Annotated in this window: 25 protein-coding genes; 9 read left to right on the forward strand and 16 right to left on the reverse strand. The window is 58.4% G+C overall.

What is annotated here, in order from left to right; all coding sequences use genetic code 11:
* Nucleotides 1–150 precede the first annotated feature (150 nt).
* From AACZ86_RS10695 to AACZ86_RS10715, 5 genes are read left to right on the forward strand one after another with little or no spacing between them, the layout of a single operon-like run.
* Nucleotides 151–1035: an alpha/beta hydrolase gene (locus tag AACZ86_RS10695; RefSeq protein ID WP_339692286.1), complete on the forward strand. Its 885-nt coding sequence runs from the start codon at nucleotides 151–153 to the stop codon at nucleotides 1033–1035.
* A complete protein-coding gene (locus tag AACZ86_RS10700; RefSeq protein ID WP_339692288.1) occupies nucleotides 1032–1445 on the forward strand; it encodes a hotdog fold thioesterase in 414 nt (137 codons plus the stop codon). The genes AACZ86_RS10695 and AACZ86_RS10700 overlap by 4 nt, the downstream gene beginning before the upstream one ends.
* The gene (locus AACZ86_RS10705; protein WP_339692290.1) at nucleotides 1435–2886 is read left to right on the forward strand and encodes an efflux transporter outer membrane subunit; all 1452 of its coding nucleotides are present in this window, start codon (nucleotides 1435–1437) and stop codon (nucleotides 2884–2886) included. The genes AACZ86_RS10700 and AACZ86_RS10705 overlap by 11 nt, the downstream gene beginning before the upstream one ends.
* Complete coding sequence (locus tag AACZ86_RS10710; RefSeq protein WP_339692292.1) at nucleotides 2883–4028, forward strand: EmrA/EmrK family multidrug efflux transporter periplasmic adaptor subunit; 1146 nt, start codon at nucleotides 2883–2885, stop codon at nucleotides 4026–4028. Before AACZ86_RS10705 ends, AACZ86_RS10710 begins: the two co-directional genes overlap by 4 nt.
* Before the next feature lie 5 nt (nucleotides 4029–4033).
* Nucleotides 4034–5563 carry a DHA2 family efflux MFS transporter permease subunit gene (locus AACZ86_RS10715; RefSeq protein WP_339692295.1) on the forward strand — a complete coding sequence of 510 codons (1530 nt, stop codon included), beginning with the start codon at nucleotides 4034–4036 and terminating at the stop codon, nucleotides 5561–5563.
* 121 nt (nucleotides 5564–5684) lie between these two features.
* On the opposite strand, the gene AACZ86_RS10720 is transcribed toward AACZ86_RS10715, so the two are convergent.
* Complete coding sequence (locus AACZ86_RS10720) at nucleotides 5685–6023, reverse strand: GFA family protein (RefSeq protein ID WP_339692298.1); 339 nt, start codon at nucleotides 6021–6023, stop codon at nucleotides 5685–5687.
* Between the two features lie 443 nt (nucleotides 6024–6466).
* Here AACZ86_RS10720 and rsgA point away from each other — a divergent pair, with 443 nt between their 5' ends.
* The 3 genes from rsgA to AACZ86_RS10735 are packed head-to-tail and all read left to right on the forward strand — an operon-like array spanning nucleotide 6467 to nucleotide 8444.
* Entirely contained in the window at nucleotides 6467–7558 is a 1092-nt protein-coding gene (gene rsgA / locus AACZ86_RS10725) for a ribosome small subunit-dependent GTPase A (RefSeq protein ID WP_339692301.1), read from the forward strand.
* Nucleotides 7555–8310, forward strand: a complete 756-nt coding sequence (locus tag AACZ86_RS10730; protein ID WP_339692304.1) for a VOC family protein — start codon at nucleotides 7555–7557, stop codon at nucleotides 8308–8310. The genes rsgA and AACZ86_RS10730 overlap by 4 nt, the downstream gene beginning before the upstream one ends.
* Nucleotides 8310–8444 (forward strand): hypothetical protein, encoded by a 135-nt coding sequence (locus AACZ86_RS10735; RefSeq protein WP_339692307.1) that lies wholly within the window; start codon nucleotides 8310–8312, stop codon nucleotides 8442–8444. The genes AACZ86_RS10730 and AACZ86_RS10735 overlap by 1 nt, the downstream gene beginning before the upstream one ends.
* A gap of 284 nt (nucleotides 8445–8728) precedes the next feature.
* Here the strand turns inward: AACZ86_RS10735 and AACZ86_RS10740 are convergent, their stop codons facing one another.
* From AACZ86_RS10740 to AACZ86_RS10810, 15 genes are all read right to left on the reverse strand, one after another.
* Nucleotides 8729–9952 (reverse strand): P1 family peptidase, encoded by a 1224-nt coding sequence (locus tag AACZ86_RS10740; RefSeq protein ID WP_339692309.1) that lies wholly within the window; start codon nucleotides 9950–9952, stop codon nucleotides 8729–8731.
* Nucleotides 9953–10458: 506 nt separating this feature from the next.
* Nucleotides 10459–10665 carry a helix-turn-helix domain-containing protein gene (locus tag AACZ86_RS10745; protein ID WP_339692311.1) on the reverse strand — a complete coding sequence of 69 codons (207 nt, stop codon included), beginning with the start codon at nucleotides 10663–10665 and terminating at the stop codon, nucleotides 10459–10461.
* Nucleotides 10662–10892 carry a DUF2274 domain-containing protein gene (locus AACZ86_RS10750; RefSeq protein ID WP_339692314.1) on the reverse strand — a complete coding sequence of 77 codons (231 nt, stop codon included), beginning with the start codon at nucleotides 10890–10892 and terminating at the stop codon, nucleotides 10662–10664. The genes AACZ86_RS10745 and AACZ86_RS10750 overlap by 4 nt, the downstream gene beginning before the upstream one ends.
* A 1-nt stretch (nucleotide 10893) precedes the next feature.
* Nucleotides 10894–12138 carry a TrbI/VirB10 family protein gene (locus tag AACZ86_RS10755; protein ID WP_339692317.1) on the reverse strand — a complete coding sequence of 415 codons (1245 nt, stop codon included), beginning with the start codon at nucleotides 12136–12138 and terminating at the stop codon, nucleotides 10894–10896.
* The gene (trbG, locus tag AACZ86_RS10760) at nucleotides 12135–13124 is read right to left on the reverse strand and encodes a P-type conjugative transfer protein TrbG (protein WP_339692320.1); all 990 of its coding nucleotides are present in this window, start codon (nucleotides 13122–13124) and stop codon (nucleotides 12135–12137) included. The genes AACZ86_RS10755 and trbG overlap by 4 nt, the downstream gene beginning before the upstream one ends.
* Complete coding sequence (gene trbF, locus AACZ86_RS10765; RefSeq protein WP_339692324.1) at nucleotides 13121–13939, reverse strand: conjugal transfer protein TrbF; 819 nt, start codon at nucleotides 13937–13939, stop codon at nucleotides 13121–13123. Before trbF ends, trbG begins: the two co-directional genes overlap by 4 nt.
* Nucleotides 13940–15259 (reverse strand): P-type conjugative transfer protein TrbL, encoded by a 1320-nt coding sequence (gene trbL, locus AACZ86_RS10770; protein ID WP_339692329.1) that lies wholly within the window; start codon nucleotides 15257–15259, stop codon nucleotides 13940–13942. It abuts the gene before it with no gap.
* 130 nt (nucleotides 15260–15389) lie between these two features.
* Nucleotides 15390–16121 carry a P-type conjugative transfer protein TrbJ gene (trbJ, locus tag AACZ86_RS10775; protein ID WP_339692333.1) on the reverse strand — a complete coding sequence of 244 codons (732 nt, stop codon included), beginning with the start codon at nucleotides 16119–16121 and terminating at the stop codon, nucleotides 15390–15392.
* The gene (gene trbE / locus AACZ86_RS10780) at nucleotides 16118–18580 is read right to left on the reverse strand and encodes a conjugal transfer protein TrbE (RefSeq protein ID WP_339692335.1); all 2463 of its coding nucleotides are present in this window, start codon (nucleotides 18578–18580) and stop codon (nucleotides 16118–16120) included. The genes trbJ and trbE overlap by 4 nt, the downstream gene beginning before the upstream one ends.
* Nucleotides 18574–18846 carry a VirB3 family type IV secretion system protein gene (locus tag AACZ86_RS10785; RefSeq protein WP_339692338.1) on the reverse strand — a complete coding sequence of 91 codons (273 nt, stop codon included), beginning with the start codon at nucleotides 18844–18846 and terminating at the stop codon, nucleotides 18574–18576. The genes trbE and AACZ86_RS10785 overlap by 7 nt, the downstream gene beginning before the upstream one ends.
* Complete coding sequence (locus AACZ86_RS10790; RefSeq protein ID WP_339692340.1) at nucleotides 18846–19190, reverse strand: TrbC/VirB2 family protein; 345 nt, start codon at nucleotides 19188–19190, stop codon at nucleotides 18846–18848. The genes AACZ86_RS10785 and AACZ86_RS10790 overlap by 1 nt, the downstream gene beginning before the upstream one ends.
* Entirely contained in the window at nucleotides 19154–20146 is a 993-nt protein-coding gene (trbB, locus tag AACZ86_RS10795; RefSeq protein WP_339692569.1) for a P-type conjugative transfer ATPase TrbB, read from the reverse strand. Before trbB ends, AACZ86_RS10790 begins: the two co-directional genes overlap by 37 nt.
* Nucleotides 20147–20181: 35 nt before the next feature.
* A complete protein-coding gene (locus tag AACZ86_RS10800; protein ID WP_339692342.1) occupies nucleotides 20182–20595 on the reverse strand; it encodes a CopG family transcriptional regulator in 414 nt (137 codons plus the stop codon).
* Nucleotides 20596–20598: 3 nt separating this feature from the next.
* Nucleotides 20599–22626 carry a conjugal transfer protein TraG gene (locus AACZ86_RS10805; RefSeq protein ID WP_339692345.1) on the reverse strand — a complete coding sequence of 676 codons (2028 nt, stop codon included), beginning with the start codon at nucleotides 22624–22626 and terminating at the stop codon, nucleotides 20599–20601.
* 153 nt (nucleotides 22627–22779) lie between these two features.
* Nucleotides 22780–23100, reverse strand: coding sequence for a DUF2285 domain-containing protein (locus AACZ86_RS10810; RefSeq protein ID WP_339692347.1), 321 nt, complete (start codon nucleotides 23098–23100; stop codon nucleotides 22780–22782).
* Between the two features lie 107 nt (nucleotides 23101–23207).
* Between AACZ86_RS10810 and AACZ86_RS10815 the strand changes: the two genes are divergently transcribed.
* Nucleotides 23208–23435, forward strand: a complete 228-nt coding sequence (locus AACZ86_RS10815) for a helix-turn-helix transcriptional regulator (protein WP_339692350.1) — start codon at nucleotides 23208–23210, stop codon at nucleotides 23433–23435.
* Nucleotide 23436: the final 1 nt, after the last annotated feature.

Here is a 23436-nt window from a genome sequence, read left to right on the forward strand (position 1 = left end):
GCGGAACTTCCTCGACGAGAAAAACGATCTCGTCGGCCTCGGTCACATAGCTATCTTGGTTGATTTCGTCGCGCATCGGGCAGGACCTTACCCGACGGACCAAAAATTGAAAAGTCTTTACTGTAAGACTTATTACAGTATGATATCTTCATGACGAAAAAATCGATCAAATTGGCCGGTCAATCCGGCCTTGCCATTGCCGCCAGTGTCGAAGGCGCCAGCGATGGAATGCCGGTCATTCTCGCGCATGGCGGTGGACAAACCCACCGTGCCTGGAAGAAGGTTTCCACGCTTCTCGCAAGTCACGGCTTTCACGCGATTGCATTGGACCTGCGAGGTCACGGGAACAGCGAATGGGCCAAAGACGGGGCCTATGACATTGCCGATTTTGCTGGCGATCTTATCGCCGTCGCTGCCCGATTGGAGCGCAAACCGGCGCTGATCGGTGCATCGCTCGGTGGTCTTGCCGGGATCAAGGCCGAGGGGCATCTAGCACCGGGCAGTTTTGCTTCGCTAACCCTGGTTGATATTACCCCGCAGATGGAGGCAACGGGAGTAGCGAGGGTGGTTGGCTTCATGGCAGCCCATGCCCAAGCTGGTTTCGCTTCACCGGAAGAGGCCGCACAGGTAATCTCCGAGTATCTGCCACATCGGCCAAGCCGTAAGGCATCGTCAGGTCTGGCGAACTATTTGCATAAAAAATCAGATGGCCGCTTTTATTGGCATTGGGACCCCGCATTTATTGAAGGCGTAACGCGCCGCCATAAGCAGAGCGATGGTGCGGTCGAGAACGGGCAAAGCGAGCTTAGCCTTGCAGCAAGCCGTCTTTCGCTTCCGGTGCATCTGGTCAGAGGCGGTTCGAGCGACCTTGTTTCCCCTGATGCGGTTGAACACTTCCGAAAGCTGGTCCCGCATGCCGCTTACAGCGACATTGCCGGTGCCACGCACATGGTCGTCGGAGACCAAAACGATGAATTTGGCGCGGCGATTGTCGATTTCCTGATCGGCACGCACACAGGGAAGGTTTCAAGATGATGGATAACCCCGGCAGGCCCGAATTGGCCGAATTGCGCAATATGCTCCTCATTGCGCCGTTTCATCGCTGGCTTGGGCTGGATGTTGTCGATCTGACCGAGCGCGAACTGATCTTTGAAATGCCTTGGCGCGAAGAAATAATATCCAATCCAATGATTAAAGCGGTGCACGGCGGCATCCTGTCGGCCCTGATCGATCTGACCGGACTTTACACTATCAATGCATTTGGCGGCACGGCGCGCGCAACCGCCGACCTGCACGTAGATTTTCACCGCCCTGCGACTCCGGGTCCACTGCGCGCGATTGGCCGAGTGGTCAAACTGGGCAAACAATTGAGTGTGGCGGAAACCAGAGTCGAGGACTCGGCACAGCGGCTAGTCGCCAGTGGCAGGGCAGCTTATGTCGGTTGATCTGCGGTCTTTGCCGATGTTTGCGATAGTCCTCGCGTTGGCGGGTTGTGTTTCTGTCCCTGAAACAGGCGTCAAACCAGTCATCCGGAGCGCCGAGGCCAGCGACGCGGCCCAGACACTTGCCGCACGCGGGGACATTGACTGGCCCCCCGACCAATGGTGGCGATTGGCGGGCGACCCACAGCTTACCTCACTGATCGAGGAAGGACTTACAAACTCACCGCAAGTTGCAACTGCCGGGGCCAGGATCAGGCGCGCCGAGGCTGAGGTTCAGCGCGTCGGTGCGTCCCGACTTCCCACTATCGGAGCCGAGGCGGAAGCCGGTATCCGCCGCCAGAGTGGCAATAATGGCATTCCCGCCCAGTTCCTTCCCGATGGCTGGAAGGATTATGGCCAGACTGCTTTGACATTTGGTTTTGATCTTGACCTTTGGGGCCGCAATCGCGCGGCGCATGCAGCCGCGATTTCGGAAGCACGCGCTGTGGCGGTTGATGCGGCGCAAGCGCGGCTTGTCCTCTCAGTTGCGATTACCGCTGCCTATGCGGAGCTCGGGAGGCACTACTGGGAACGTGATAACGCCGAAGCGGTGCTAGGCAACCGCCGCGCGGTGCAAGGACTTGTTTCATTGCGCGTGCGCAACGGGCTGGACAATCGCATCCGACTGCGCCGGGCGGACGCGGACGTGGCGAACGCCGAACAGGAACTTGCAGCCGTAGATGAAAGCATCGGATTGCGGCGAAACCAGTTGGCTGCCCTGCTGGGAGCTGGACCGGATCGGGGCCGTTCGATCACGCGCCCGCCGCTTACTCCATCGGCGCCAGCGGGCGTTCCGGCTGGAGTGACAACGGACCTGATCGGGCGGCGCCCGGATATTGTTGCAGCACGCGAGCGGGTTGAGGTCGCCGCAAGCCAGGTCAAGGTCGCGCGCGCCGGATTCTTTCCCGCAGTCAGCCTCAGAGGGCTGCTTGGACTACAGGCCATTGGCCTTGGCAATCTCATCGATTCCGGATCGATTTTCGGAGCCACCGGTCCAGCAATCAGTCTGCCAATTTTTCAGGGAGGTGCGATCAAAGCGCAATATGGCCGCGCCAATGCCGAATATGAAGAAGCGGTCGCCAGCTACAACCAGGTGGTCATTTCCGCCTATCAGCAAGTTGCCGATGCGGTGACACAGCGCGATGCGGCTGACAAACGACAGGCAGCGGCTCGCGCCGCATTGATGGCGAGCGAGGAAGCCGCTGGGCTTGTGCGCAACCGACATGTCGCGGGCTTGGCGAGCCAATTGGACGTGCTGGCCAGTGAAAGTGCGGTTCATAACCTACGGCTCGCGGTGATTGGCCTCGAAACTTACGAACGCGGAGCAACCCTGGCCTTGATCAGGGCGCTCGGAGGCGGGTTCGTGACTGCATTTCAACCTCCAACGGAACCGGTAACACCATGACAGAAGCACTGCCCGAAACGCCTGCGGTTGACCCGGTCTTGTCCGAGGGCCGGAAGATTGCGCGCAAGCGATGGCTCACGCGGCTGGCAGTGGTCTTGGTTGTAGCCGGGCTCGCCTGGGGCATCTGGTATCTGTTGGCAGCCCGGAACTTCGTCACCACTGACAATGCCTATGTCAACGCGCAGATAGCACCGATCACGCCATTGGTCGGGGGGTCTGCAAGCGAACTGCTGGTGCGCGATACCCAGCAGGTCAAGGCCGGGGACGTGCTCATACGGTTGGACCAGGCTGATGCACAAATTGCCTTGGCACAGGCCGAAGCCGATCTGGCGGCAGCACGTCGAGGATTTCGCCATACAGTTGCGAACAATATTGCATTGGCCGCTAAGGTTGACGGATCAGGCGACGCGATGGTTCAGGCGCAGGCACGATTGCGCGCAGCCCGCGCCGAACATGGCAAAGCCCGGATTGACTTGCAGCGCAGGGAAAGCGTTGCTGCGAGCGGCGCGATTTCCGGTGAGGAACTTACCCAGGCACGAAGCGCCTATGCCACGTCGCGTGCGGCGCTTGACGCAGCGCAGGGTGCGTTAAGCGAGTTGAGTTCATCCAAGCGTGCTGCGCAAGGCCAACTCGCGGCAAATTCCGTGTTAGTAAGCGGCTTGACCGAAGACACTGACCCCGCCGTTCTCGCGGCAAAGGCGCGTCGGGATGCTGCACAGCTTAATCTGGACCGCACAGAAATTCGAGCGCCCATCGACGGGGTGGTCAGCAGACTTCAGGTCCAGATCGGGCAACGGCTCAATCCCGGACAGACCATCATGACGATTGTGCCTCTGGCCAATGTTCATGTCGAAGCTAATTTCAAAGAAAATCAGTTGCAGCGTGTGCGGATTGGTATGCCAGCGACGTTGACGGCAGATATTTATGGGTCGAGCGTGACTTATCGTGGGAAGGTGGTTGGCTTTTCCGGCGGCACCGGATCGTCGATGGCTGTAATCCCCGCCCAAAACGCAACCGGCAACTGGATCAAGGTCATCCAACGATTGCCAGTGCGGATCGAACTCGAGCCCGCCGATCTGAAGCGGCATCCCTTGCGTGTTGGTTTGTCGATGGAAGTCGAAATTGATGTGTCGGGCAGCTGAGCGCGATGACTGCCGCAACACAAGGTTTGAAGGGTATTCCGCCTTCGCTTAGGCTCATTGCCGGGCTCGCCTTAGCATTTGCAAACTTCATGGTGATCCTCGACCTGACAATTGCCAATGTTTCGATCCCCCACATCGCCGCCAGCCTTGGCGTTTCTCTTGAACAGGGCGCGTGGGTCATCACGTCCTACGCGATAGCCGAGGCGATCTGTGTGCCTCTGACCGGCTGGATTGCGTTGCGTTTCGGATCGGTGCGGACTTTCCTGTTCAGCATGGTGGGCTTCGGTGTCTTCTCGATGCTCTGCGGGCTTTCGGTTTCGATAGAGATGCTTGTCCTCTGCCGCATCGGCCAAGGTATCTTCGGAGCATTTCTGATGCCCATGTCGCAAACCTTGTTGCTGCGTGTCTTCCCCCCAGAGCAGCAGAATCTAGCGATGGGAATGTGGGCGATGACTTTGCTCCTGGGTCCGGCGCTAGGGCCGATCATCGGAGGCTGGCTCACCGACAATTGGTCATGGCATTGGATATTCCTCATCAACGTGCCGATTGCGGTGATAGCGACCATAGGCTCTGCCTTTCTTTTGCGCCCGATTGAAACGGACCGTCAGATCATCCCGATAGACTATGTCGGGTTGATATTACTGGTGATCTGGGTTGGCTGCCTTCAGATCATTCTGGACATTGGCCGCAACCATGACTGGTTTAGTGATCCGCTGATCGTCGCCCTGGCGATCACCTCAGCCATCGCATTTCTGATTTTTGTCATCTGGGAACTCACTGAGGACAATCCAATGGTCGATTTGCGCGTCTTGCGACACCGGGGGCTGAGCGTCAGTCTCGTCGTTCTCTCCATCAGTTTCGGAGGTTACTTTGCTGGTTTTGTGATCGTCCCGCAATGGCAACAGGCATGGCTGGGATTCACCGCGACACAGGCTGGGTATTCTTCGTCATTCACGGCTATCGCAGCGCTGCTGACTGCGCCGATTGTTGTGTTCTTGATGCCGCGCTTTGATCCCCGCCTTCTGATTTCCGCAGGAATTGTCTGGCTGGCGGTCATCGGGCTGACGCGCACGCTCTGGACCACAGATAGTGATTTTTGGACCCTCAGCTCGCCGCAATTCGTGATGGGGCTGGGAATGACGTTCTTGATGCTGCCAATAATGACCCTGACGCTCAACACCGTGGAAAAGCATGAGGTAGCATCTGCCGCAGGTCTCCAAAGTTTCATGCGGACGATTGCAACCGCATTTGCAACTTCGATTTCGCTGACATACTGGGGCGACACTCAACGCGCGACGCGCAATGATATTGTCGCCGTACTAGAACCTAGCGCTGCAGATAGTGCGATTTCTGGGCTTGGTTTCTCTCCCGAAGCGGCGCTTCAGTTGCTCAGCAATATGGTCGAGCAAGAGGCTACGACACTGTCTTTGATCCATGTGTTCTGGACAACATCCGTAATGCTGTTCATCGCTGCCGCCCTCATCTGGCTAGCGCCACGCCCCAAGCGGGAGGGTGGTGTGTCGATCGGGCATTGATCCGGCTATGGCACGCATAGCTGCCGCCAGCATCGGGCCGTGAACGTCGGCTTTCGGAACGGCAATCACGCCCTCGGAACGGCAGTTATGTTGTCGTTCGCCGTCCTAATATGCGGGCTATTCAGTAGGACGCACCATCGACCAGTTTGCGAGGCAGGTCGCGCCAAAAGTCGGGCTCGAACATCCTGAGATTGATGGCCATGCGCGCGTAAGTTGGATCGGTCGCCGTCCAATGGGTCGTGCAGCCACAATCCGGGCAGTGCCATGTGTCGAGCGAACAATCACCCTGCTGGTATGCAACGCCCTCTCCCTCGACAGAGATCAAGTCCGGCGAGCAATAGTGCCACAATCCAGCGGTGCGCCGACAAATCGAGCAATTGCATTCACTGACTTCAGTTGGTTCGTCGCGTAGTGTCAGATGAATTCGTCCGCAATGGCAGCTGCCGTGATGCTCGGTCATTGTCGCTTCCTTCCCCTCAAGTCGTTATGAACGTCCGCTTTTATAACTCTGCCAAGTTCAAGGCAATGTCCGAAAAGTTGTCGCTTCCTACCGGTCTGCTTTTTTTCAACAAGGTCGCAGCCCTTATGTCGCTAACTGGGTGGTAAGCGGAACGGCTGGTTTCGGTCTGACAACACAGTCATTCGGTGCGTCCTGATCTTGCTAGCAAAAAACACCGCTCTTGTGAGCCTTGAATTACGGTCGAAACAGGACTAAGATTGACGCAGGAAAAATGGAGCTTTGATGTCCTAGTGACGTGGGGAGGAAAACCCTCCCGGAGCAAATCTGACGAAATGTGATCGTCGCCAAGTTCGCCTTGGCGACCCGCTGATTTGCGACCTCAGAACCTTCTGACACTTTACGCCCGAGCAATGCTTGCGGCGGCGACATGAAAGCTATTCAAAATGACCAAGGACTATTCTGTTTTCCTTCCGCCCAAGGATATGGGCACCTCGATCCAACGGCTACCGACAGCTCTCGAAAAATTGGGCTGGCAGCCTTTCTTCTCTCAACAAGTCAGCGCCGCTGAGCTGTCTGACACCTCGCCTGTCCGCATCGTCGAAGTTCACCGCAGCGCGCTGCACGTGGTGGGCGAGAATGTCGACCAGACGATCGTGCCGATAGAAGGCGCTGCTGTTGGCGATTGGATCATGCTGGACCCCCGGCGACCGGGCGCGAGCCGCATCCTCGCCAGAAAGAGCCTGATCAAGCGGCGCGCACCGGGCACCGACCGGCGAGTGCAGCTCATCGCTGCCAATATTGATACGATCTTCATCGTGACCTCGTGCAATCAGGATTTCAATGTCGCACGGCTGGAGCGCTATATCGCCATGGCTTTCGAAGCAGACATCGCTCCGGTCATCGTCTTGACCAAGTCCGATATAGCAGACGGCGTGGAGGGGTATCTTGCCAAGGCCCAGGCGATCTCTGATCTGGTACCGGTCATCGCTCTTGACGCCCGCGGCGACGAACCGAGGACGAAGCTTGGTCCCTGGTGCAAGCCGGGCCAGACCGTCGCGTTTCTCGGCTCGTCGGGCGTCGGCAAATCAACCCTCACAAATGCTTTGGCCGGAAGCGATACAATCGCAACGCAACCGATACGAGAGGACGATGCGAAAGGCCGCCATACGACTACGCGCCGCCAGTTACACCTGATCCCGGGCGGCTGCATTGTTCTCGATACACCGGGGATGCGAGAGCTTCAGTTAACCGACGCAGCGTCCGGTATCGACGGTGTTTTTGCCGACCTCCTGGAGCTGGCTTCCCAATGTCGCTTCAAGGATTGCGAGCATGATTCTGAACCGGGTTGTGCGGTCTTGGAAGCTATCGAGCGTGGTGATATCGAGGAGGCCCGGTTGAGCCGTTGGCGCAAGCTTAAGGCAGAAGAGGCTTTCAACAATGCCAGCCTCTCCGAACGCAGATCGAGAGACAAGGAATTCGGGAAGATGGTCCGGCGAATCAAGAAAACCAAATTTGACGAAGGAGATGTATCATGAATGCGGAGAAAATCGGCCGGATCATCTGGCATGACCTGTTCTCAAGCGACCGGGACGGCTCGATGGAGTTTTATCGGCGTGTAGCAGGTTGGCACTACGAAACCGAGCATGCAACGGACTTCGCGTGGGGCGGCGGCGAGAAGGATTTCATTCTCGCGCTGCTAGATGACGAAGCAGGTGCCGGCATTGCACAAACCCCTGAAGCATTTCCGAATAGCTGGATCGCCTACGTGGAAGTCGCGGATGTCGATGCGTCTTGTTCTCAGGCCGAAAAACTCGGCGGAACAATCGTGCGCAAGCCGTTCGAAGTCCCTGGAGTGGGGCGCAACGCCCTGGTGATAGACCCTGCTGGCGCGCTGATCGGGTTGGCGCTCTCACGCCATAACTATCCCGCGCCAACGCGGCAATTTGGGCCCGAAATCTATCTGTCGGGCCAGTCCGAATTCCCCGCTGGGTTCTACTTTGAACTGTTCGACTGGACCCTTGCGCCTCAGTCGGATGGCACTGATGGCGATCGCCGCGTCATCGGCCCTTCCTCTACCGAGATCGCACGCTATGTGCTTGAAGGAAGCGAGAAGGCACAGTCTGTTTGGCTGCCTGGCGTGCGTGTCGCCGACGCTCAATCCGCCGCTCGGGAGGCCAAGCTGCAAGGTGCGCACTTATTTGGGGACAGGCCCTCCAAAGGCAGTGAGAGCAACCTCTTACTTATGCGCGATCCCGACGGTGCTTCGATATACTTGGTGGAAATCTGATGCAGGACTCGATCGAGTTGCGGCTCGATAGGCTGGGCCGGGACATGCCTGCTTTGGTTTCACCGGAAATGGTCTCGAACATGCGCAAATTGAGTCGTGAGCAGAAGGTCTGCTTCATCGAGCGTCCGGCCTAGGAGCAGAAGGTCTGTTATCGGCCCAGTTTGAGCTATCGTTCAATGTCGTAAACTGGGGTGGTAAGCTGACTGGCGGAATTTAGGCTTGTAGCGCGAAGTGCAGACATCCCTGAGGGCTTAGGGGAAGTTGTTACCAAGTAGCAGGCAGGCCATTTCTCGATTGCTAGCGCTTATCTTCCCCGATCCTTTTTGCTTCAAAAAATCAAACAACCGTCGAACCGTTCCAACGTGCAATGAGTATAATAAGAATAGCGGTCGAAAAAATCCGATCCGGTCATCAGCATTCAGTTTCCTGCCGGAACCTCGTCTACTTCGAGCCTACCATATTTTCTGAGCACATCTTGAAGCCTATCTTGCGGCAAGGCATGTGCGGTGTTGCCGTTGATTCCTGTCATCGTGCGCGCTGCTACCAGTGCATTAATAACTGCTTCCTCGGTGGCTTCAACTGTTGCTCGAAAAAGCGGGCTCATTGAATCATTGGGCAAGCTCGTTACGGCCGCAGACGTAGCCCTGTCCCAAGCTCCAGTGTTAGCCGTCGAGAATGCAATAAAAATGTCACCTGAACCATTCGAAGCGTAAGAGCCGGTGCGGGCAATGCCCATGGTGGCACGCTTTGCAATGCGTTTGAGTTGATGAGGTAGCAGGGGAGCATCCGTTGCGACGACAATGATGATCGATCCATTCTCTTGATTGTGATCGCCATAGGTGGTCGTGAGGTCGGTTATTTCGCGGCCAACCGGGACGCCAGCGACGGTGAAGGTATCACGAATGCCATAATTGGACTGAACCAGAACCCCCAGCGTATATTCGGTCTCCCCGATCGAAACCACGCGTGAGGATGTCCCGATACCGCCTTTGAATCCATGGGTGATCATACCCGTGCCCCCGCCAACATTTCCCTCGGCAACACGGCCCGAACTTGCTCCGTCGAGGGCGGCGAAGACATGCGGCTTTTTTATGTGAAATCCGTTGATATCACTCAAATCACCATCATAAGTTTCAGCAACAACAGGCAGCATCCAGAATGTATCTGACTCCCCTGCAAGGGGTCGGAAATACTTGTTTTTGTGTGCCCATTCGATTGTCGCGTCGCGCACTGTGCCAACACTATGCGTGTTGGTTATCATCACGGGGCCTTCCAGCCAGCCCGATTCATCAACCCATGTTGTGCCTGTCATTTCGCCATTCCCGTTCAGCGAGAACCAACCGGCATAAACAGGATCATAGGTTTTGCCGCGCGGTAGAATGGCGGTTACACCAGTGCGTACTGGTCCTTCACCCGTCACCAACTTTCCACTGCCGGATATCAGCGTCGTGTGCCCAACCTCAACACCCGGAACGTCTGTGATAGCATTGAGCGGGCCGGGATTCCCGTCGAACGGGACACCCAGTTCCCTCGCACGGACACTGTTTTCTGCCGGATCAGTTGTTTGAGACCAGGTTGTTTGATGCGAGACGGCCATTAGTGTGACCAGCATCCATTGGCATGCCCTAGAAAGTTTTATCATTGAGTAATCCCTCGGCAGAGCATTCTAACTTTTCCCATTTGAAGCAGAATAGAGCAAACGGAAAAGGAAGGAAACACAGATCTACAAAAATCAATCATAGCCTTCGTTACTTCAGACGTTGTGCCAATAATCTGAAATTCACATTTGCAATAAAACAAATACAGCACGCACAGGCCTGTGGGTCGCGGTCTTCCGTCAAAACCGTCTGCAAAAAGAACGTATTCACTGCTTGGCAATTAGCGCTACAATCAGCTTGACGATATTTAGAGCCAACTTTTCAGAAAGTCGAATTGGAGAACCGGCGTCCAATAGCGCCATTTTCATCGATCGAATACGTCTGAAAGTATGGCTGTTTAAGAAAAACCTTCTTTGAACTCATAACGACCGATAATTGGGGCGGTAGCCGACTGACTGCTTTTATATTGCCATTGCTGCGATCCTATGTCGCAAAGTGGGGCGGTAGCTGAACGTCTGCTTTCACCGACCATGTTAAAATACCAAACAGCCTATAAGCGGCGTCGGTCGATGAAATCTTGCAGGCTGCTGACCAGAATCAACCGCGAACTTCCAAGCTTGATCGTCTCGATCTCACCTGCGCCGATTAGCTCATATAGCTTGGACCGCCCAATACCGGTCATTTGCACCGCCACAGGGATACGCACGGTGATCGGACATATTTCGGGTTTGGAGGGCTTTCCCGGCGTTTCCATCATTGACTGTCCTTTTGAATCTTGGCCCTGCTGCGTTTGAATTCCTTATCGCTTTCCAGAAAAGTCGTGAGCATCGCAGGTATGAGTTCGGTAACCGAGTCAGTTTGCCTATAAGTTTCCGCATAAATGGTCGCATAATCAGCGAGCGCGTCGTTAAGGTCTGGCAAAACCGAGATCGTGAGCTTGATCGGCGTCCGGTCGGGAAGCTTGCTTATGCGAAGAGCCGCCATCTCAATATCCTCCCTCGGTCCAGGGCCGTAAAACCAGATCCTTGTGGACCACGATCCGCAGCGGAAATCCCGGGCGTATCTTGATTGTCGGCTGTATCGCGAGATTCTTGCCAACCAGCTGCTGTCCGGCGCGGTCGGCATTTTGCTGGGTGGATTCACGTAAGGCGCGCACGAGATCGCTCTCGCTGTCTCCAAAGGTGAGTTCCGTACCGACACCGAGCAGCGTAGACAGCGCAATGCCCCTCAGCAGCTTCCAGCTGTGATTGTCGACTGTGTCCGCAAGCCCGGCATATCCTGATGCATCACTTGTTGGCGCATTATCGATCTGGATGGATGATCCATCTGGAAACATGATGCGCTGCCACACCAGCAGGGCGCGGCTCTGACCAAAGGCGATGACGCTGTCATATTCCCCGATCAGCCGGGACCCTTGCGGTATCAAAACAGTACGCCCTGTCAAACTGTCCATGATATTCTCGGTCACCTGGGCGGTCACCAGTCCGGGCAGATCGGAATTGACCCCGGTGATCAGGCTGGCGGCCACTATGCTCCCGGCTGACAATGTCCATGGCGACGGCGATGGCTGCAATGGGTGCCTATTGATATTTTCGCTGCTGCCAGCGGTCTTTACAAAGTCGATTTTGCGGCCTTGTGCGTTGGGATCACGCTCGGGATCGAGCCCTGGCGGTTTTGTACCAGCGGGCAAAGCCGCTTCATTGACTGGCACCGGCGCTGGAACGGCAGAGCTGGCAGTTACCGATCCCGCCCGCTGTAATGGCAACATAACGCCCGCCTCGCGCACCTTGCGCAGTTCGGCCTCCCGCCGCTGCCGTTCAGCCTCCGCTGCCTGCGCTGCATTCAGGGCTTCCTGATCTGCTATCGACGATGGCGGCTCTTCGCTCGCCATATTGCGCTGCGCGTCCAACATCGGTTTTCCCAAATCACCGGGCAGCGGCGGTCCGAGTTTGGGGATATCCGCATAGCTTTTGGGGCCGCCTGCCAGCGCTTCGGGCGGACGTTTGTTCTCCGCATGTATCTGCGTTTCCGTGTCCGCGATCAGCTTGAACGTCGCGGGTTTAAGCGCAATCCAGGTCACACCGACAATGGCAAGCGATCCCATAGCGGCAATAGCAATGATGACACCGCGTTTGAAACGGATGATACGTGGTGCCTTACCGCGCAGCGCTAAGGTTTCCGGATCGACCTTGGGTGGCGGGGCACTCGGTGGATTTTCGGGCGCGTTCACGAGCGCTTCTCCCGGCGCCAGGGTTTCCTGTCCGCTTTTCTCGTGATCCGCACCACGCTTTGCGGCTTGCTGCCCAGTCTCAGTTCGGCGGCTTCGAACAGCCGATCGACAACATAGTAATTCCCGCGCATCCGGTAATTGACCAGCTGCGCCTCCCCCTTCCCGCCGGTCACGAACAGGGGCGGGGCCTCATCATGGGCGATGGTTTCGGGAAAGGCGATAAAGACCTGGACGCCGTCATCAAATACGCGGACCGGACGCCAGGAGGGATTGTCGCCGGAAATCCCGTAGCCGAAATAGAGCCGGTCGATATCCAGACCTTCTGCAATCGAGGAGCGCGCTTGCGCCGCATCGCCCGCGCGTTTGATGGCAAGCAATTCATCTGCCGGGTAGGTCCATGACAGCGCCGCCATCGCCGTCTGCGGCGTTGATTCCAGCTGCAAATGATAGCTGCGGCGATCCGTCGTAATGATCAGATTGGTCTGGATACCCGCCGCAGTGGGTTTGACCAGAATATGCGTTCGCCTGTCAGTACCCGCACCGCTGGTGGTATCACCGACGATCCAGCGCACCGTGTCACCGGCGGCAACCGACACAAGATCTTCGCCCGGCTGCAGAGCGATATCGCTGACCCGTTCGGGCGCTGCATAGAGCTGATAGAGCGCACCTTCTACATAAGGGTAAATCTGGACGGCGTTGACATAGCCGTCCCTGCCCGGCTTTTTGAGCGCAGCTTGGTTCGCCGCTTCAACTGCGGCGGTAGCAGGCAGGGCTTTTCCTTTGGGTTTCTGAGCGAATATTTCCATTAACTGGCCGGGCAGCGGTATGGCCACAGGGATTTCGAGAACCCGAAGGGGCGCTTTGGGGGTTTGCTGAAGAAGTGCGGGTTGCATATCCGGCGACAGTGGCAGAGCTGGTAATTCGGCGCGCCCCCCGCAAGCGGATAGCATTGTCAAAGCGAGCGAGGAGATGAGGGGTTTTCTCATGGATTGGTCCTTTTGGAAGGTTCGGATGGTGTTTGCGCGCGCGTGTCGTCGAGAGCGGTTTCTGGCTCAGATCGAGGCGCTGGTTGATCTACGGGAATTGGAGCGGAAAGTCCTTCTTCCGGCGCAATGATGGTTTCCAGTTCGCGCGACCAGGCTATCGCATCGACATAAAGGCCCAGCGGATTTTTGCGCAATATCTCGGCCGAGCGCGGGGTTTTGACCTTGACGGTCAGGATCGCGGTCCATTCCGATGTTCGCGCGAGGCTGCCGCGTTCATATTCCGATTCCCGCCATTTGACCTGGAAGGATGTATCCGATGCCCGCACCACGCTGGTGACCTGGACCGAAACGGTTTTTTGTCCGACCTCGGCAAAGGGATTGGCCGCGCGGGCATATTCGTTTAGAAACAACGCGCCGCGATCGGTTGTATAATCATAGGCTGCCAGCCAGCCCTCCCGCACCAGTACCGGATCGAGCGACAGCGAACGGACGTTTCCGATAAACTTTGCCAGATGCCATTCAATCTGCGGATCGGTGGGCTGATAATCGGTCCCGGCGACGGAGATGCTGCGGGCAGCCCCGAGCCGGTCGACTTCAACGACATAGGGGACGACCCGGCTTTGCAGCGATTGCCAGATCAAGCCGCCGCCGAGCGTGGCGGACAGAAATAGCCCGCCAAACGACATGAGCCGCCAATTGCGAGCTTGGACGCGGGCAGAGCCGATGCGCTCGTCCCATAGCTGCCCGGCTCGCTGAAACGGCGTATCGGGCTCAGGTGTGCGGCCATATCTTTGAGCCGCGCGTTTGAAGATCATCTAGTCCTCCTTGTCCTTGATATCGGGAATGGCCGAAGCCCCGCCGCGATCGCCTTCTTTGACGCCCTGAATGGCGGCATGGCGGTAGCTGCGATTGCGTGCCTCGGAGCGCAGCTGACCGGCCCAGGCCGGCGCAGCTGCACCTGCAGAAGATTGTTCCGGGCTGCTGGCTGCAGAAGAACTTGAGGAGGCTGAGTTGGTCCCGGCTTGCCAGGCGGCATCACGGCCAGATTGTGCGGCGGCCTTGAGGCCCAGGGCTCCGCCCATCTTTTGGGAGATCGCGCCCTTGGCCGCGCTGCCGACACCGCTCATGCCGGCAGCGATAGTTTTGCTGCCGGAGGTTTCCTGACCAAGTTTGTAGGAGGCTGAAGCTGCCGATCCCATGGCCGTACCCGCCCGGACAGCGCCGAGACCGGCACCTGCCAGCGCCCGCGTGCCTGCGGCCGTTGCCATGCCGCCCACGGCGAGGCCGCCGCCAGCCAGAGCCGCAGTGCCGATGGCCGAGCCCGCCCCCAGTTGCGGTGCGCCCGCGACCAGTCCCGAGGCAATGGCGGGACCAAAAATACCCAAGCCGAACAGGGCGAGGCTGGCTAGGACCAGACTCATTGCGGCACCGATATCGGGTTCCTGACCATCCAGCGCCGTAATGAACCCGGCAAAGAAACCTGAGCCGATCCCGACAATGACCGCGAGCACCATCACCTTGATGCCTGAAGAGATGACATTGCCGAGCACCCGTTCGGCGAGAAACGAGGTGCGGTTCCACAGGGCGAACGGTACGAGAATGAAACCGGCGAGGCTCGTCAGTTTGAATTCAAGGATTGTGACAAAAAGCTGCACCGCGAGAATGAAGAAAGCGACAATGACGACCAGCCAGGCGATGAGCAGCACCGCGATGGTCAGGAAATTGTCGAAGAATGTGGTGAACCCGAGCAGTTCGCTCACCTGTTCGAGTAGCGGATAGGCGGCCTCGAAGCCAGTGCCTGCCAGTTTCCCCGGTCGCAGCAAATCGTCCGCGCTCAAAGATCCACCGCCCGCCGTCAGGCCGAGCCCGGCAAAGGATTTGAAGATGATATCGGTCAGCAGCGGGAAGCTATTGATGATGAGCGCAAAGGCTCCGACATAGAGGATTTTCTTGATAAACCGACCGAGCACATTGTCTTCGCCGCCGAGCGCCCAGAACAGGCCGGCCAGCGTGATATCAATCCCGATCAGCACGGAGGTCAAAAAGCCGACATCGCCGCCAAGCAGGCCAAAGCCGCTGTCGATATAGCGGATGAAGGCATCCATAAACCGGTCGATGACATTGAGGTCGTTCACGCAGTTTTATTCCCAGTTGGCCCTTGAACATGGTGCCGCAGGCCCGGCTTTCCGGAGGGAGGGGGTGTCCTGACCGGTCCTGCGGCGGGATAGCGCCGATCAGGGGATACCGGCGCCATCCAAGCGGGTCTTATTCGGGCGTGTAGGCGTTGCGCTTTCCAAGGAATTTGCGGGTTGCAGCGCGCGCGTCGCTTTCGGCCTGCGTCCGGCGCGCGGCTTCCACCGTCTCAGCTCGAAATTGCGCCGCCATCATATTTTGCAGCTGGAATTGCTGTTTGGCGGTAAGCGCAAGCAGCTGGTTGGTCGCCTGCTGGGCCTGCAAGCTACCGCCCGCACCCTGACTGCGCGCGACGATGGCGGCCAGCGCCTCAGCATCGGCAGTCACATTCTCGACGACCTGCGATTGCACGGCCATGGTCTGGCGAAACGCCTCCATTGCGCCCTCGATCCGGGCCTTGGCATCGCGCAGCGACTGGTTCGAGGTGAGAACCGGACCTGAGCTTCCGGGAAAGGTCTTGCGGAATTTTGTGTCGAGATCGTCGACCTTGAAGCCTATGCCTTGCGCCTGGCCCATCAGCCGGTCGATTTTCTGCATCGTCTCGGTCAGTTCGCGCAGCTGCGGGAAGTCGATTTTTTCCAGATTCTTCGCGCCTTGCGCGATCATCGCTGCTTCATTTTGCAGCTGCTGGATTTGCTGGTTGATCTGCTGCAAGGCGCGCGCCGCCTGAACCAGATTTTGTGCGTAATTGTTCGCATCGAATACGGGAATGGCGAAGGCCGGCGTGGCTGGCAGCGTTATGCTGGCAATCATTGTTGTGCTCATGACCGAGGCGAGCAGGGCGGGCAGAACGTGCTTCTTCATATATTATCTCCTGTGTGGGAGGATGGGGAAGGAAATTGAGCGAGCAGCTCGGCGGCCCATTCGAGGCCGGAAGCTGAAAGGAATTTGGCAGCAAACTGGTCTTTTCCATATTGCGCGCTCAGCGCATCAATACGCTTCTGCGCCGCAGGGTCCGCCGCGCCGCACAGAGTGAGCGCTACGGGTCCGAGCCCCAGCTCGAACAGGCGGTTCCCGCGCGCGGACTGGAGATAATATTGCCGTTTGGGGACGGCCCGCGCGATCAATTCGATCTGCCGGTCATTGAGGCCGAAAGCGTCATAGGCCGATCTGGCCTGCGGTTCGATCGCGCGGTCATTGGGCAGAAATATTCGCTGCGGGCAGCTTTCGATAATCGCCGGCGCAATATTGGAACCGGCAATATCGGCGAGCGATTGCGTTGCAAATATCACCGCGACGTTTTTCTTGCGCAGGGTCTTGAGCCATTCCCTGATGCGCGCGGCAAACAGCGGATTGTCGAGAAATATCCAGGCCTCATCCAAAATGAGCAAACTTGCCCGCCCGTCAAACCGTTCTTCGAGCCGGTGAAATAAGTAGGTCAGTACCGGCGCGACCACGCTTTCCTGCCCCATCAGCGCTTCGGTCTCGAAACACTGGATATCTGTGAGATCGAGACGGCTTTCCGCCGCATCAAGCAAAGCGCCAAACGGCCCTTCCAGCGTATAGGGCTGGAGCGCGGATTTAAGCGCATTCGATTGCAGCAGCAGGGACAATCCTGTCAATGTCCGCTCTTGCGGCGGGGCGCTGGCGAGGCTGCCGAGCGCTGACCAGACCATATCCTTGATCTCGGGCGTGAGGGTCACATGCTCGTGGGCGAGCAGTCCCATGGTCCATTCCGCCGCCCAGATGCGTTCTCTTTCCAGATCGACATCCCGCAGCGGCTGAAAGGCAAGGACGCTTTCATCATCGCCGCTGCCGAGCGCATGATGCGCGCCGCCCATCGCCAGCACCGCCGCGCGGGCGGAAAAGCCTTTGTCGAAAATCGTTATTTGAGCGTCCGCATAGCGCCGGAACTGGAGCGCGAGCAGCGCCAGCAGCACCGATTTCCCCGCACCCGTCGGCCCGACGATCAGCATATGCCCGACATCGCCGACATGGGTCGACAGACGAAACGGCGTGGTGCCGCTGGTCTCGGCATAGAGCAAAGGCGGTCCGTCCAGATGCGCATTGCGCACGGGGCCAGCCCAGATGCTGGAAAATGGCACAAGATGCGACAGGTTGAGCGTGTGCACCAGCGGCTGCCGGACATTGGCGTAGGATTGACCGGGCAGACTGGAGAGCCAGGCCTCTACCGCGTTCATGCTCTCGCGGATGCAGGTGAACCCCAGACCATTGACGATCCGCTCGACGCGGCGAACCTTGTCTTCCGCGCCGGCGCGGGTTTCGTCCGTGACGGTGATGGTCGTGGTGAGATAACCGAAGGCCACCATATCGCCGCCCAGCGCCTGGAGCGCGGTATCGGCATCGAGCACCTTGTTGTCGGCATCGCTGTCGAGCAATTGCGCGGGCTGGTTATACATAACCTCGCGGATCAATGCGGTAATCGATTTGCGCTTGTTAAACCATTGTCGGCGCAGCTTCGTGAGCGTGGCGGTCGCCTCAGTCTTGTCGAGCGCGATGAAGCGCGTCATCCAGCGATAGGCAAAATCCTGATGATTGAGCGCGTCCAGTATTCCGGCGCGGCTCATATTGGGAAATCCCAATATCGTTACGGTGCGCAGATGCTGCGGCCCGAGCATGGGCTCCAATCCGCCGGTGAGCGGCGTGTCCGCGAGCAGGCCGTCCAAGTAGAACGGCGCTTCGGGCACGGCGACCGGGTGGCGTTTCGCTGAGACGGCGGTGTGCAAATAGCTGAGCGTCTCTGCGCTCGACAGCGCCCGCACCTCGGGCATGAACTGGCCCATCAGATCGAGCGCACGGCCCGTTTCTGCGATGAAACTGTCGAGTGCGGCCCGCCAGTCGCGCGCCTTATTGCCGCCTTCGCGTTCGACCAGAGCGCGGCCCGCGCTGTCGCTGCCATCGGCGGGCGGTAGCCAGACCAGCGTGGCGTGATAGCGGCTTTCGAAATGCTGGCGATCGCCTGCGTCCCCATCACTTTCAAAACTGGCCCGCCGCTCTTCGTCGACCAGCCAAGAGGCCGGATCGGGAAATTCGCTTGTCGGATAGCCGATGGCGGGGAGCCGCTCGGCCTCGAAAAACAGCGCCCATCCCGAACCGAAGCGTTTGAGCATATTGTTGGCGCGTGCTGATGCAGCGATCAGTTCGGCCTGCGTTGCGCTCTCCAGATCGGGTCCGCGAAAGGCAAATGTGCGCTGGAAGCTGCCATCCTTGTTGAGAACGATGCCCTCGGCCACCAGCGCCGCCCACGGCAGATGGTCGGCGAGCCGGTCGGCTTTGCTGCGATATTCGTGCAAGGCTAGCATGTGAAATGGCCTTTTTGTTTGAGATGGCGCGCGAGCACGCTGGCAAAATCGGGATCGCGCCTGGCGGCGAACACGGCGACGCCGTGCCCGGCTGCCCACAAAAGCAAACCGGCGAGCCATTGCTGCAGACCGAGACCGAGCGCGGCGGCCACCGTGCCATTGACGATCGCGATCACGCGGGGAGCGCCGGCGAGCAGGATCGGTTCGCACAGCGCGCGGTGGATCGGTGCTTCGAAGCCTTCGAGATTTGGATCTGCGGGTGCCATCAGATTAGCGCTCCGCCGCCGAAACTGAAGAAGGAGAGGAAGAAGGAGGAGGCGGCGAAGGCGATCGACAGACCGAAAACGATCTGGATCAGTTTGCGAAAACCGCCTGCCGTCTCTCCGAATGCCAGGGTCAATCCGGTAATGATGATGATCATCACCGCGATGATCTTGGCGACCGGGCCCTGGATCGATTCCAGCACCTGCTGCAGCGGCTCCTCCCAGGGCATGCCTGAGCCTGCCGCCAAGGCGCTGCTGCTGATCGCCAGCGCGAGCATGGCAGCTACTAAAACTACGCTAGCCTCTATGATTATGGAACGATGGGAAGGCAGGGGATATTTAGGCATGTTGGGTCTCCTTTGGTGTTTGTGGGAAAGGTGGTCAGTTCATTGAGCGCATAGGCCCCGTCCGAACCGAGGCCGGACAGCCGGGCAACGCCCTCGATGCGGCGGCTGAGCCCGCGACCGGCGATAAAGACGATGGTGTCGATACTCTCTGCAATCAGCGCACGCGGGACGGTGGCGACGGCCTCTTGTATGAGCTGTTCGAGCCGGGTCAGCGCAGCCGCCGCCGAATTGGCGTGGACCGTCGCGATCCCGCCGGGATGACCGGTATTCCAGGCCTTGAGCATATCGAGCGCCTCGCCGCCGCGCACTTCACCCACAATGATCCGGTCGGGACGCAGTCTCAGCGTCGATCGGACCAGATCTGCCATGGTGACAAGACCCGGCTTTGTCTTGAGGGCCACGCAGTCGGGCGCCGCGCATTGCAGCTCGCGCGTATCCTCGATGATCAATATACGCTCATCGAGATCGGCCATCTCTGCAAGTAGCGCATTGGCGAGCGTGGTCTTGCCCGAGCTGGTCCCGCCGGCGACGAGGATATTATGCCGCTCGGAGACGGCAGCGCGCAGCATCGCGGCCTGCTCGGGTGCCATGATGCCGTCCTGCACGTAGTCACTCAATGTATAGGCGCGGGTCGCGGGCTTGCGGATCGAAAAGCAGGGTGCGGACGCGACGGGCGGCAAGATCCCTTCGAACCGTTCACCGGCAACCGCGCCGCCATGCGGCGGCAGTTCGGCACTGATGATCGGAGCAGCGCCATGAACCTCGGTGCGGGCATGGCTTGCCACCAGGCGGATGATACGTTCGGCCTGTGCGGGCGCGATATCAATGCCCGTATCGATCCGGCCTTCGCCGAGACGATCAACCCGCAGCCGTCCGTCGGGATTGACCATCACCTCCTGTGTCGCCGGATCGGACAAGGCCGCCGCAATATCCGGCCCCATGGCCGAGAGCAGCATGGCGAGTGCGCGGCTCTCCGACGGCGAACCGGAGGTCACGAGGTGCCTCCTGTATCATCGGTCCTGGCCAGGCTGCGTTTGCCCGTCGCCATCGCTTTGCCGACTTCGCCGACAAAGGCGTGGAACCGGTCGCGGCCAATGGCGCGCGCGGCACGATCGTCCTCAGCCAAGGGCGGACAGATGGTGAGCTGGTAATGGACGAACAGTGCAAAGGCTTCGATCAGCACATGCCCGTCGCGCTCAATCCGTCCAAGCTGGTTCGATATTGTGTTGAGCCGGATTGCAAAGCGCTCTTCGGCCTCACTGGCTGCCCGCCGGCTCAGCCAGGCGGTCAGAGCATCGGTCAGGATCGCCGATTTGGTGACGCCGGGTCCGGCAGCCAGCGCCTCGAATTGTTCGGCGAGCGATTTAGGCAGGAACAGCTGATAGCGGACGGACTGTTTGCGCATGACTCAAAAGCTCGGCAACAGATCGTCGCGATCGCTGCTTTCGTTGACAGCATGAGCGGCGGTGAGCATTCTAAGGCGCGTGCGGTCCATCGCGCGTTTGTCGGTCTGGACCTCGCTATCGTCTTCAGTGCTTCCCAACAGTTCAAGCTGCTCAGGTTCGGGTGTTTTGGCGACCTGTTCTTCGGAAAGACCGGGATGCCGTTCCTGCTGCAGACCTCCATCACCTGCTTCGCCGTCGCTAACATATTGTTCGCCAAGCCGGGCATCGGCCGCGCCAATGCGGTCGGTCCAGTCATGGCCGCGTGATAAGGGCCGGTCGAGATAGTCCACGTCCGTAAGTAGCGGCGGCGGGAGAACCCGGGCGGTGAAATTGCTGTCTTTATAGTAACGCAGCTTCTTTGCGCGGATCGGGGCCAGTCCGGAAACCATGACGATTTCATCGGACGGCGGCAATTGCATGATTTCACCGGGGGTGAGCAGCGGGCGCGCAGTTTCCTGGCGCGATACCATGACATGGGCGAGCCAGGGCGCGAGCCGGTGGCCCGCATAATTGCGCATCGCGCGCTGCTCGGTGGCCGTTCCCAGCGCATCGGACACTCGCTTGGCGGTGCGTTCGTCATTGGTCGAAAAACACACCCGCACATGGCAATTGTCGAGGATGGCGTTATTCTCGCCATAGGCTTTGGATATCTGGTTGAGGCTCTGCGCAATCAGGAAGGCGCGGATGCCATAGCCCGCCATAAAGGCGAGCGCGGTCTCGAAGAAATCGAGACGGCCCAGCGCCGGAAACTCATCAAGCATCATCAGCAGCTGATGCTTGCGTCTGCCGTCCTGCTCGGTTTCGAGCTTTTCGATGAGACGGCGGCCAATCTGATTGAGCACTAGACGAATCAGCGATTTGGTCCGCGAAATATCCGAGGGCGGGATCACCAGATAAAGCGAGCAGGGCCGCTCGCCATCGATCAGATCGGCAATCCGCCAATCGCAGGCGCTTGTCACCTGCGCAACGGTTGGGTCCCGGTAGAGACCGAGAAACGACATGGCGGTCGAGAGGACGCCCGAGCGCTCGTTGTCGCTCTTGTTGAGCAATTCACGCGCCGCTGAAGCAACCACGGGATGGACTTGCGGATTGTCTCTGGTACCCAGATGATTGGTGCTCATCATCCGCCGCAAGGTTGCGACAAAGCTGCGCTGCGGGTCCGAGAGAAAAGTGGCGACGCGGGCCAGCGTCTTGTCCTCTTCGGCGTAGAGAATATGCAAGATCGCGCCGACCAAAAGCGCATGGCTGGTCTTTTCCCAATGGTTGCGCCGTTCCAGCGCGCCTTCGGGATCAACCAGGATATCGGCAATATTCTGTGCGTCGCGCACTTCATACGCACCGCGCCGTACTTCGAGCAGCGGATTATATTTTGCCGAATGCGGATCGGTTGGATTGAACAGCAGGCAATGTGAGAAGCGCGACCGCCAGCCAGCGGTCAGCTGCCAATTCTCGCCTTTGATATCGTGAATGACCGCAGAGCCGGTCCAGGAGAGTAAGGTAGGAATGACCAGCCCCACACCCTTTCCTGAGCGGGTGGGCGCAAAGGCCATGACATGTTCAGGACCATCATGGCGCAGATAGTTGCCGCGAGATTTGCCAAGAAATACGCCGCTGTCATCGTGCAGCCCGGCAACATGGGTTTCCCTTCGCGCCGCCCAGCGCGCGGAGCCATAAGTTGTTATCTTTCCCGACTGGCGCGCCCGCCACAACGACCCGCCGATGGCCCACGCGCAGCCCAGAAACCCGCTTATCGCGGCGAGCGCGCCGGCTTTCCTGAAAACCTCAGGCGCGTAGGCGTCAAAATGATACCACCATGGGAATAGCGACCACGGACGGTAGACCGGCAACTCACCAGCCATGAACCATGCGCTTCCCAGTTGGCCCTGATAGCCGAGCATGGCAGCCGCCCACTGCGTCGCGGCCCAGACGCCCAATATCACGATCGTGAAAACGATCAGGATCTGGCCGATAAGGAGTTTTGTCGGGGTCATGGCTCGCCTTGATCCACGGCGGAATGCGCGTGGCTTCGAGGTTCCGAAATATCCCGATGCTCATAAAAATCGGAGCCACGGACCGGCGCATCAAGATGCTTCCTCGGCGCTGCACGTCTCAATCATTATGGACGAAGAGGGCGATTCACTGCGTTATTGGTGAATGCTTTGTTTCTGAGCGCTGTTCTCGCCGGTTTCGGATTCTGCGCTCACCACCAACGCCAATCCTTCACCGATGATCCAGCGGGCTCGGGCAAGATGGGAATCCCAACATCGGCGCACCGTTTTATCATCTGCAGTCTTATCGCATCCGAGTATCGTGCGAGCGTTTTTTCGCCAGTCCGTGCTTTCATCTGCCGCGTCAAGCAATCTCGCATAGGTTAGGAAATGGGCGCGATCATAGTCTGTGACGACACTCTCATTGGGCGCACAGCTTAGGATTTTAGCAGGATTGGTGTTGAAATGATCTGACATTGTAAGAGGCTCTTCCACCATTAGCAGTCAAACAAATAGCATATCGCGACACGAATAGGAACTATAGTTCCTAGAAAAACTCGCTTTATTGTCGTCGACGATGGGGGATGGAACTCACTGAAGTCGTTGCACTCAATATCCGCCGTATCAGGCATGAGCGGAAACTGACTCAGGAAGAGTTGGCAGACAAGGCGGATCTGAGCGCACGCTATGTCGGTAAAATTGAACAGGGCAGGGTATCACCAACCATTAGTGTTGTCGGGCGACTCGCCGAAGCACTCGGGATTGATCCGAGTGATTTTCTCAAAAACGATCATTCGACGGCGAAACGCTAGT

Source organism: uncultured Parasphingorhabdus sp., from assembly GCF_963975735.1.
In the GTDB taxonomy this organism is placed as follows: Bacteria; Pseudomonadota; Alphaproteobacteria; order Sphingomonadales; family Sphingomonadaceae; genus Parasphingorhabdus.

Excerpts from the sequence above, each read along its gene's own strand:
- AACZ86_RS10695 (WP_339692286.1), top strand. The coding sequence starts at position 151 with ATGACGAAAAAATCGATCAAATTGGCCGGTCAATCCGGCCTTGCCATT.
- AACZ86_RS10700 (WP_339692288.1), top strand. The coding sequence starts at position 1,032 with ATGATGGATAACCCCGGCAGGCCCGAATTGGCCGAATTGCGCAATATG.
- AACZ86_RS10705 (WP_339692290.1), top strand. The coding sequence starts at position 1,435 with ATGTCGGTTGATCTGCGGTCTTTGCCGATGTTTGCGATAGTCCTCGCG.
- AACZ86_RS10710 (WP_339692292.1), top strand. The coding sequence starts at position 2,883 with ATGACAGAAGCACTGCCCGAAACGCCTGCGGTTGACCCGGTCTTGTCC.
- AACZ86_RS10715 (WP_339692295.1), top strand. The coding sequence starts at position 4,034 with ATGACTGCCGCAACACAAGGTTTGAAGGGTATTCCGCCTTCGCTTAGG.
- AACZ86_RS10720 (WP_339692298.1), bottom strand. The coding sequence starts at position 6,023 with ATGACCGAGCATCACGGCAGCTGCCATTGCGGACGAATTCATCTGACA.
- rsgA (WP_339692301.1), top strand. The coding sequence starts at position 6,467 with ATGACCAAGGACTATTCTGTTTTCCTTCCGCCCAAGGATATGGGCACC.
- AACZ86_RS10730 (WP_339692304.1), top strand. The coding sequence starts at position 7,555 with ATGAATGCGGAGAAAATCGGCCGGATCATCTGGCATGACCTGTTCTCA.
- AACZ86_RS10735 (WP_339692307.1), top strand. The coding sequence starts at position 8,310 with ATGCAGGACTCGATCGAGTTGCGGCTCGATAGGCTGGGCCGGGACATG.
- AACZ86_RS10740 (WP_339692309.1), bottom strand. The coding sequence starts at position 9,952 with ATGATAAAACTTTCTAGGGCATGCCAATGGATGCTGGTCACACTAATG.
- AACZ86_RS10745 (WP_339692311.1), bottom strand. The coding sequence starts at position 10,665 with ATGATGGAAACGCCGGGAAAGCCCTCCAAACCCGAAATATGTCCGATC.
- AACZ86_RS10750 (WP_339692314.1), bottom strand. The coding sequence starts at position 10,892 with ATGGCGGCTCTTCGCATAAGCAAGCTTCCCGACCGGACGCCGATCAAG.
- trbG (WP_339692320.1), bottom strand. The coding sequence starts at position 13,124 with ATGAGAAAACCCCTCATCTCCTCGCTCGCTTTGACAATGCTATCCGCT.
- trbF (WP_339692324.1), bottom strand. The coding sequence starts at position 13,939 with ATGATCTTCAAACGCGCGGCTCAAAGATATGGCCGCACACCTGAGCCC.
- trbJ (WP_339692333.1), bottom strand. The coding sequence starts at position 16,121 with ATGAAGAAGCACGTTCTGCCCGCCCTGCTCGCCTCGGTCATGAGCACA.
- trbE (WP_339692335.1), bottom strand. The coding sequence starts at position 18,580 with ATGCTAGCCTTGCACGAATATCGCAGCAAAGCCGACCGGCTCGCCGAC.
- AACZ86_RS10785 (WP_339692338.1), bottom strand. The coding sequence starts at position 18,846 with ATGGCACCCGCAGATCCAAATCTCGAAGGCTTCGAAGCACCGATCCAC.
- AACZ86_RS10790 (WP_339692340.1), bottom strand. The coding sequence starts at position 19,190 with ATGCCTAAATATCCCCTGCCTTCCCATCGTTCCATAATCATAGAGGCT.
- trbB (WP_339692569.1), bottom strand. The coding sequence starts at position 20,146 with ATGCTGCTCTCGGCCATGGGGCCGGATATTGCGGCGGCCTTGTCCGAT.
- AACZ86_RS10800 (WP_339692342.1), bottom strand. The coding sequence starts at position 20,595 with ATGCGCAAACAGTCCGTCCGCTATCAGCTGTTCCTGCCTAAATCGCTC.
- AACZ86_RS10805 (WP_339692345.1), bottom strand. The coding sequence starts at position 22,626 with ATGACCCCGACAAAACTCCTTATCGGCCAGATCCTGATCGTTTTCACG.
- AACZ86_RS10810 (WP_339692347.1), bottom strand. The coding sequence starts at position 23,100 with ATGTCAGATCATTTCAACACCAATCCTGCTAAAATCCTAAGCTGTGCG.
- AACZ86_RS10815 (WP_339692350.1), top strand. The coding sequence starts at position 23,208 with ATGGAACTCACTGAAGTCGTTGCACTCAATATCCGCCGTATCAGGCAT.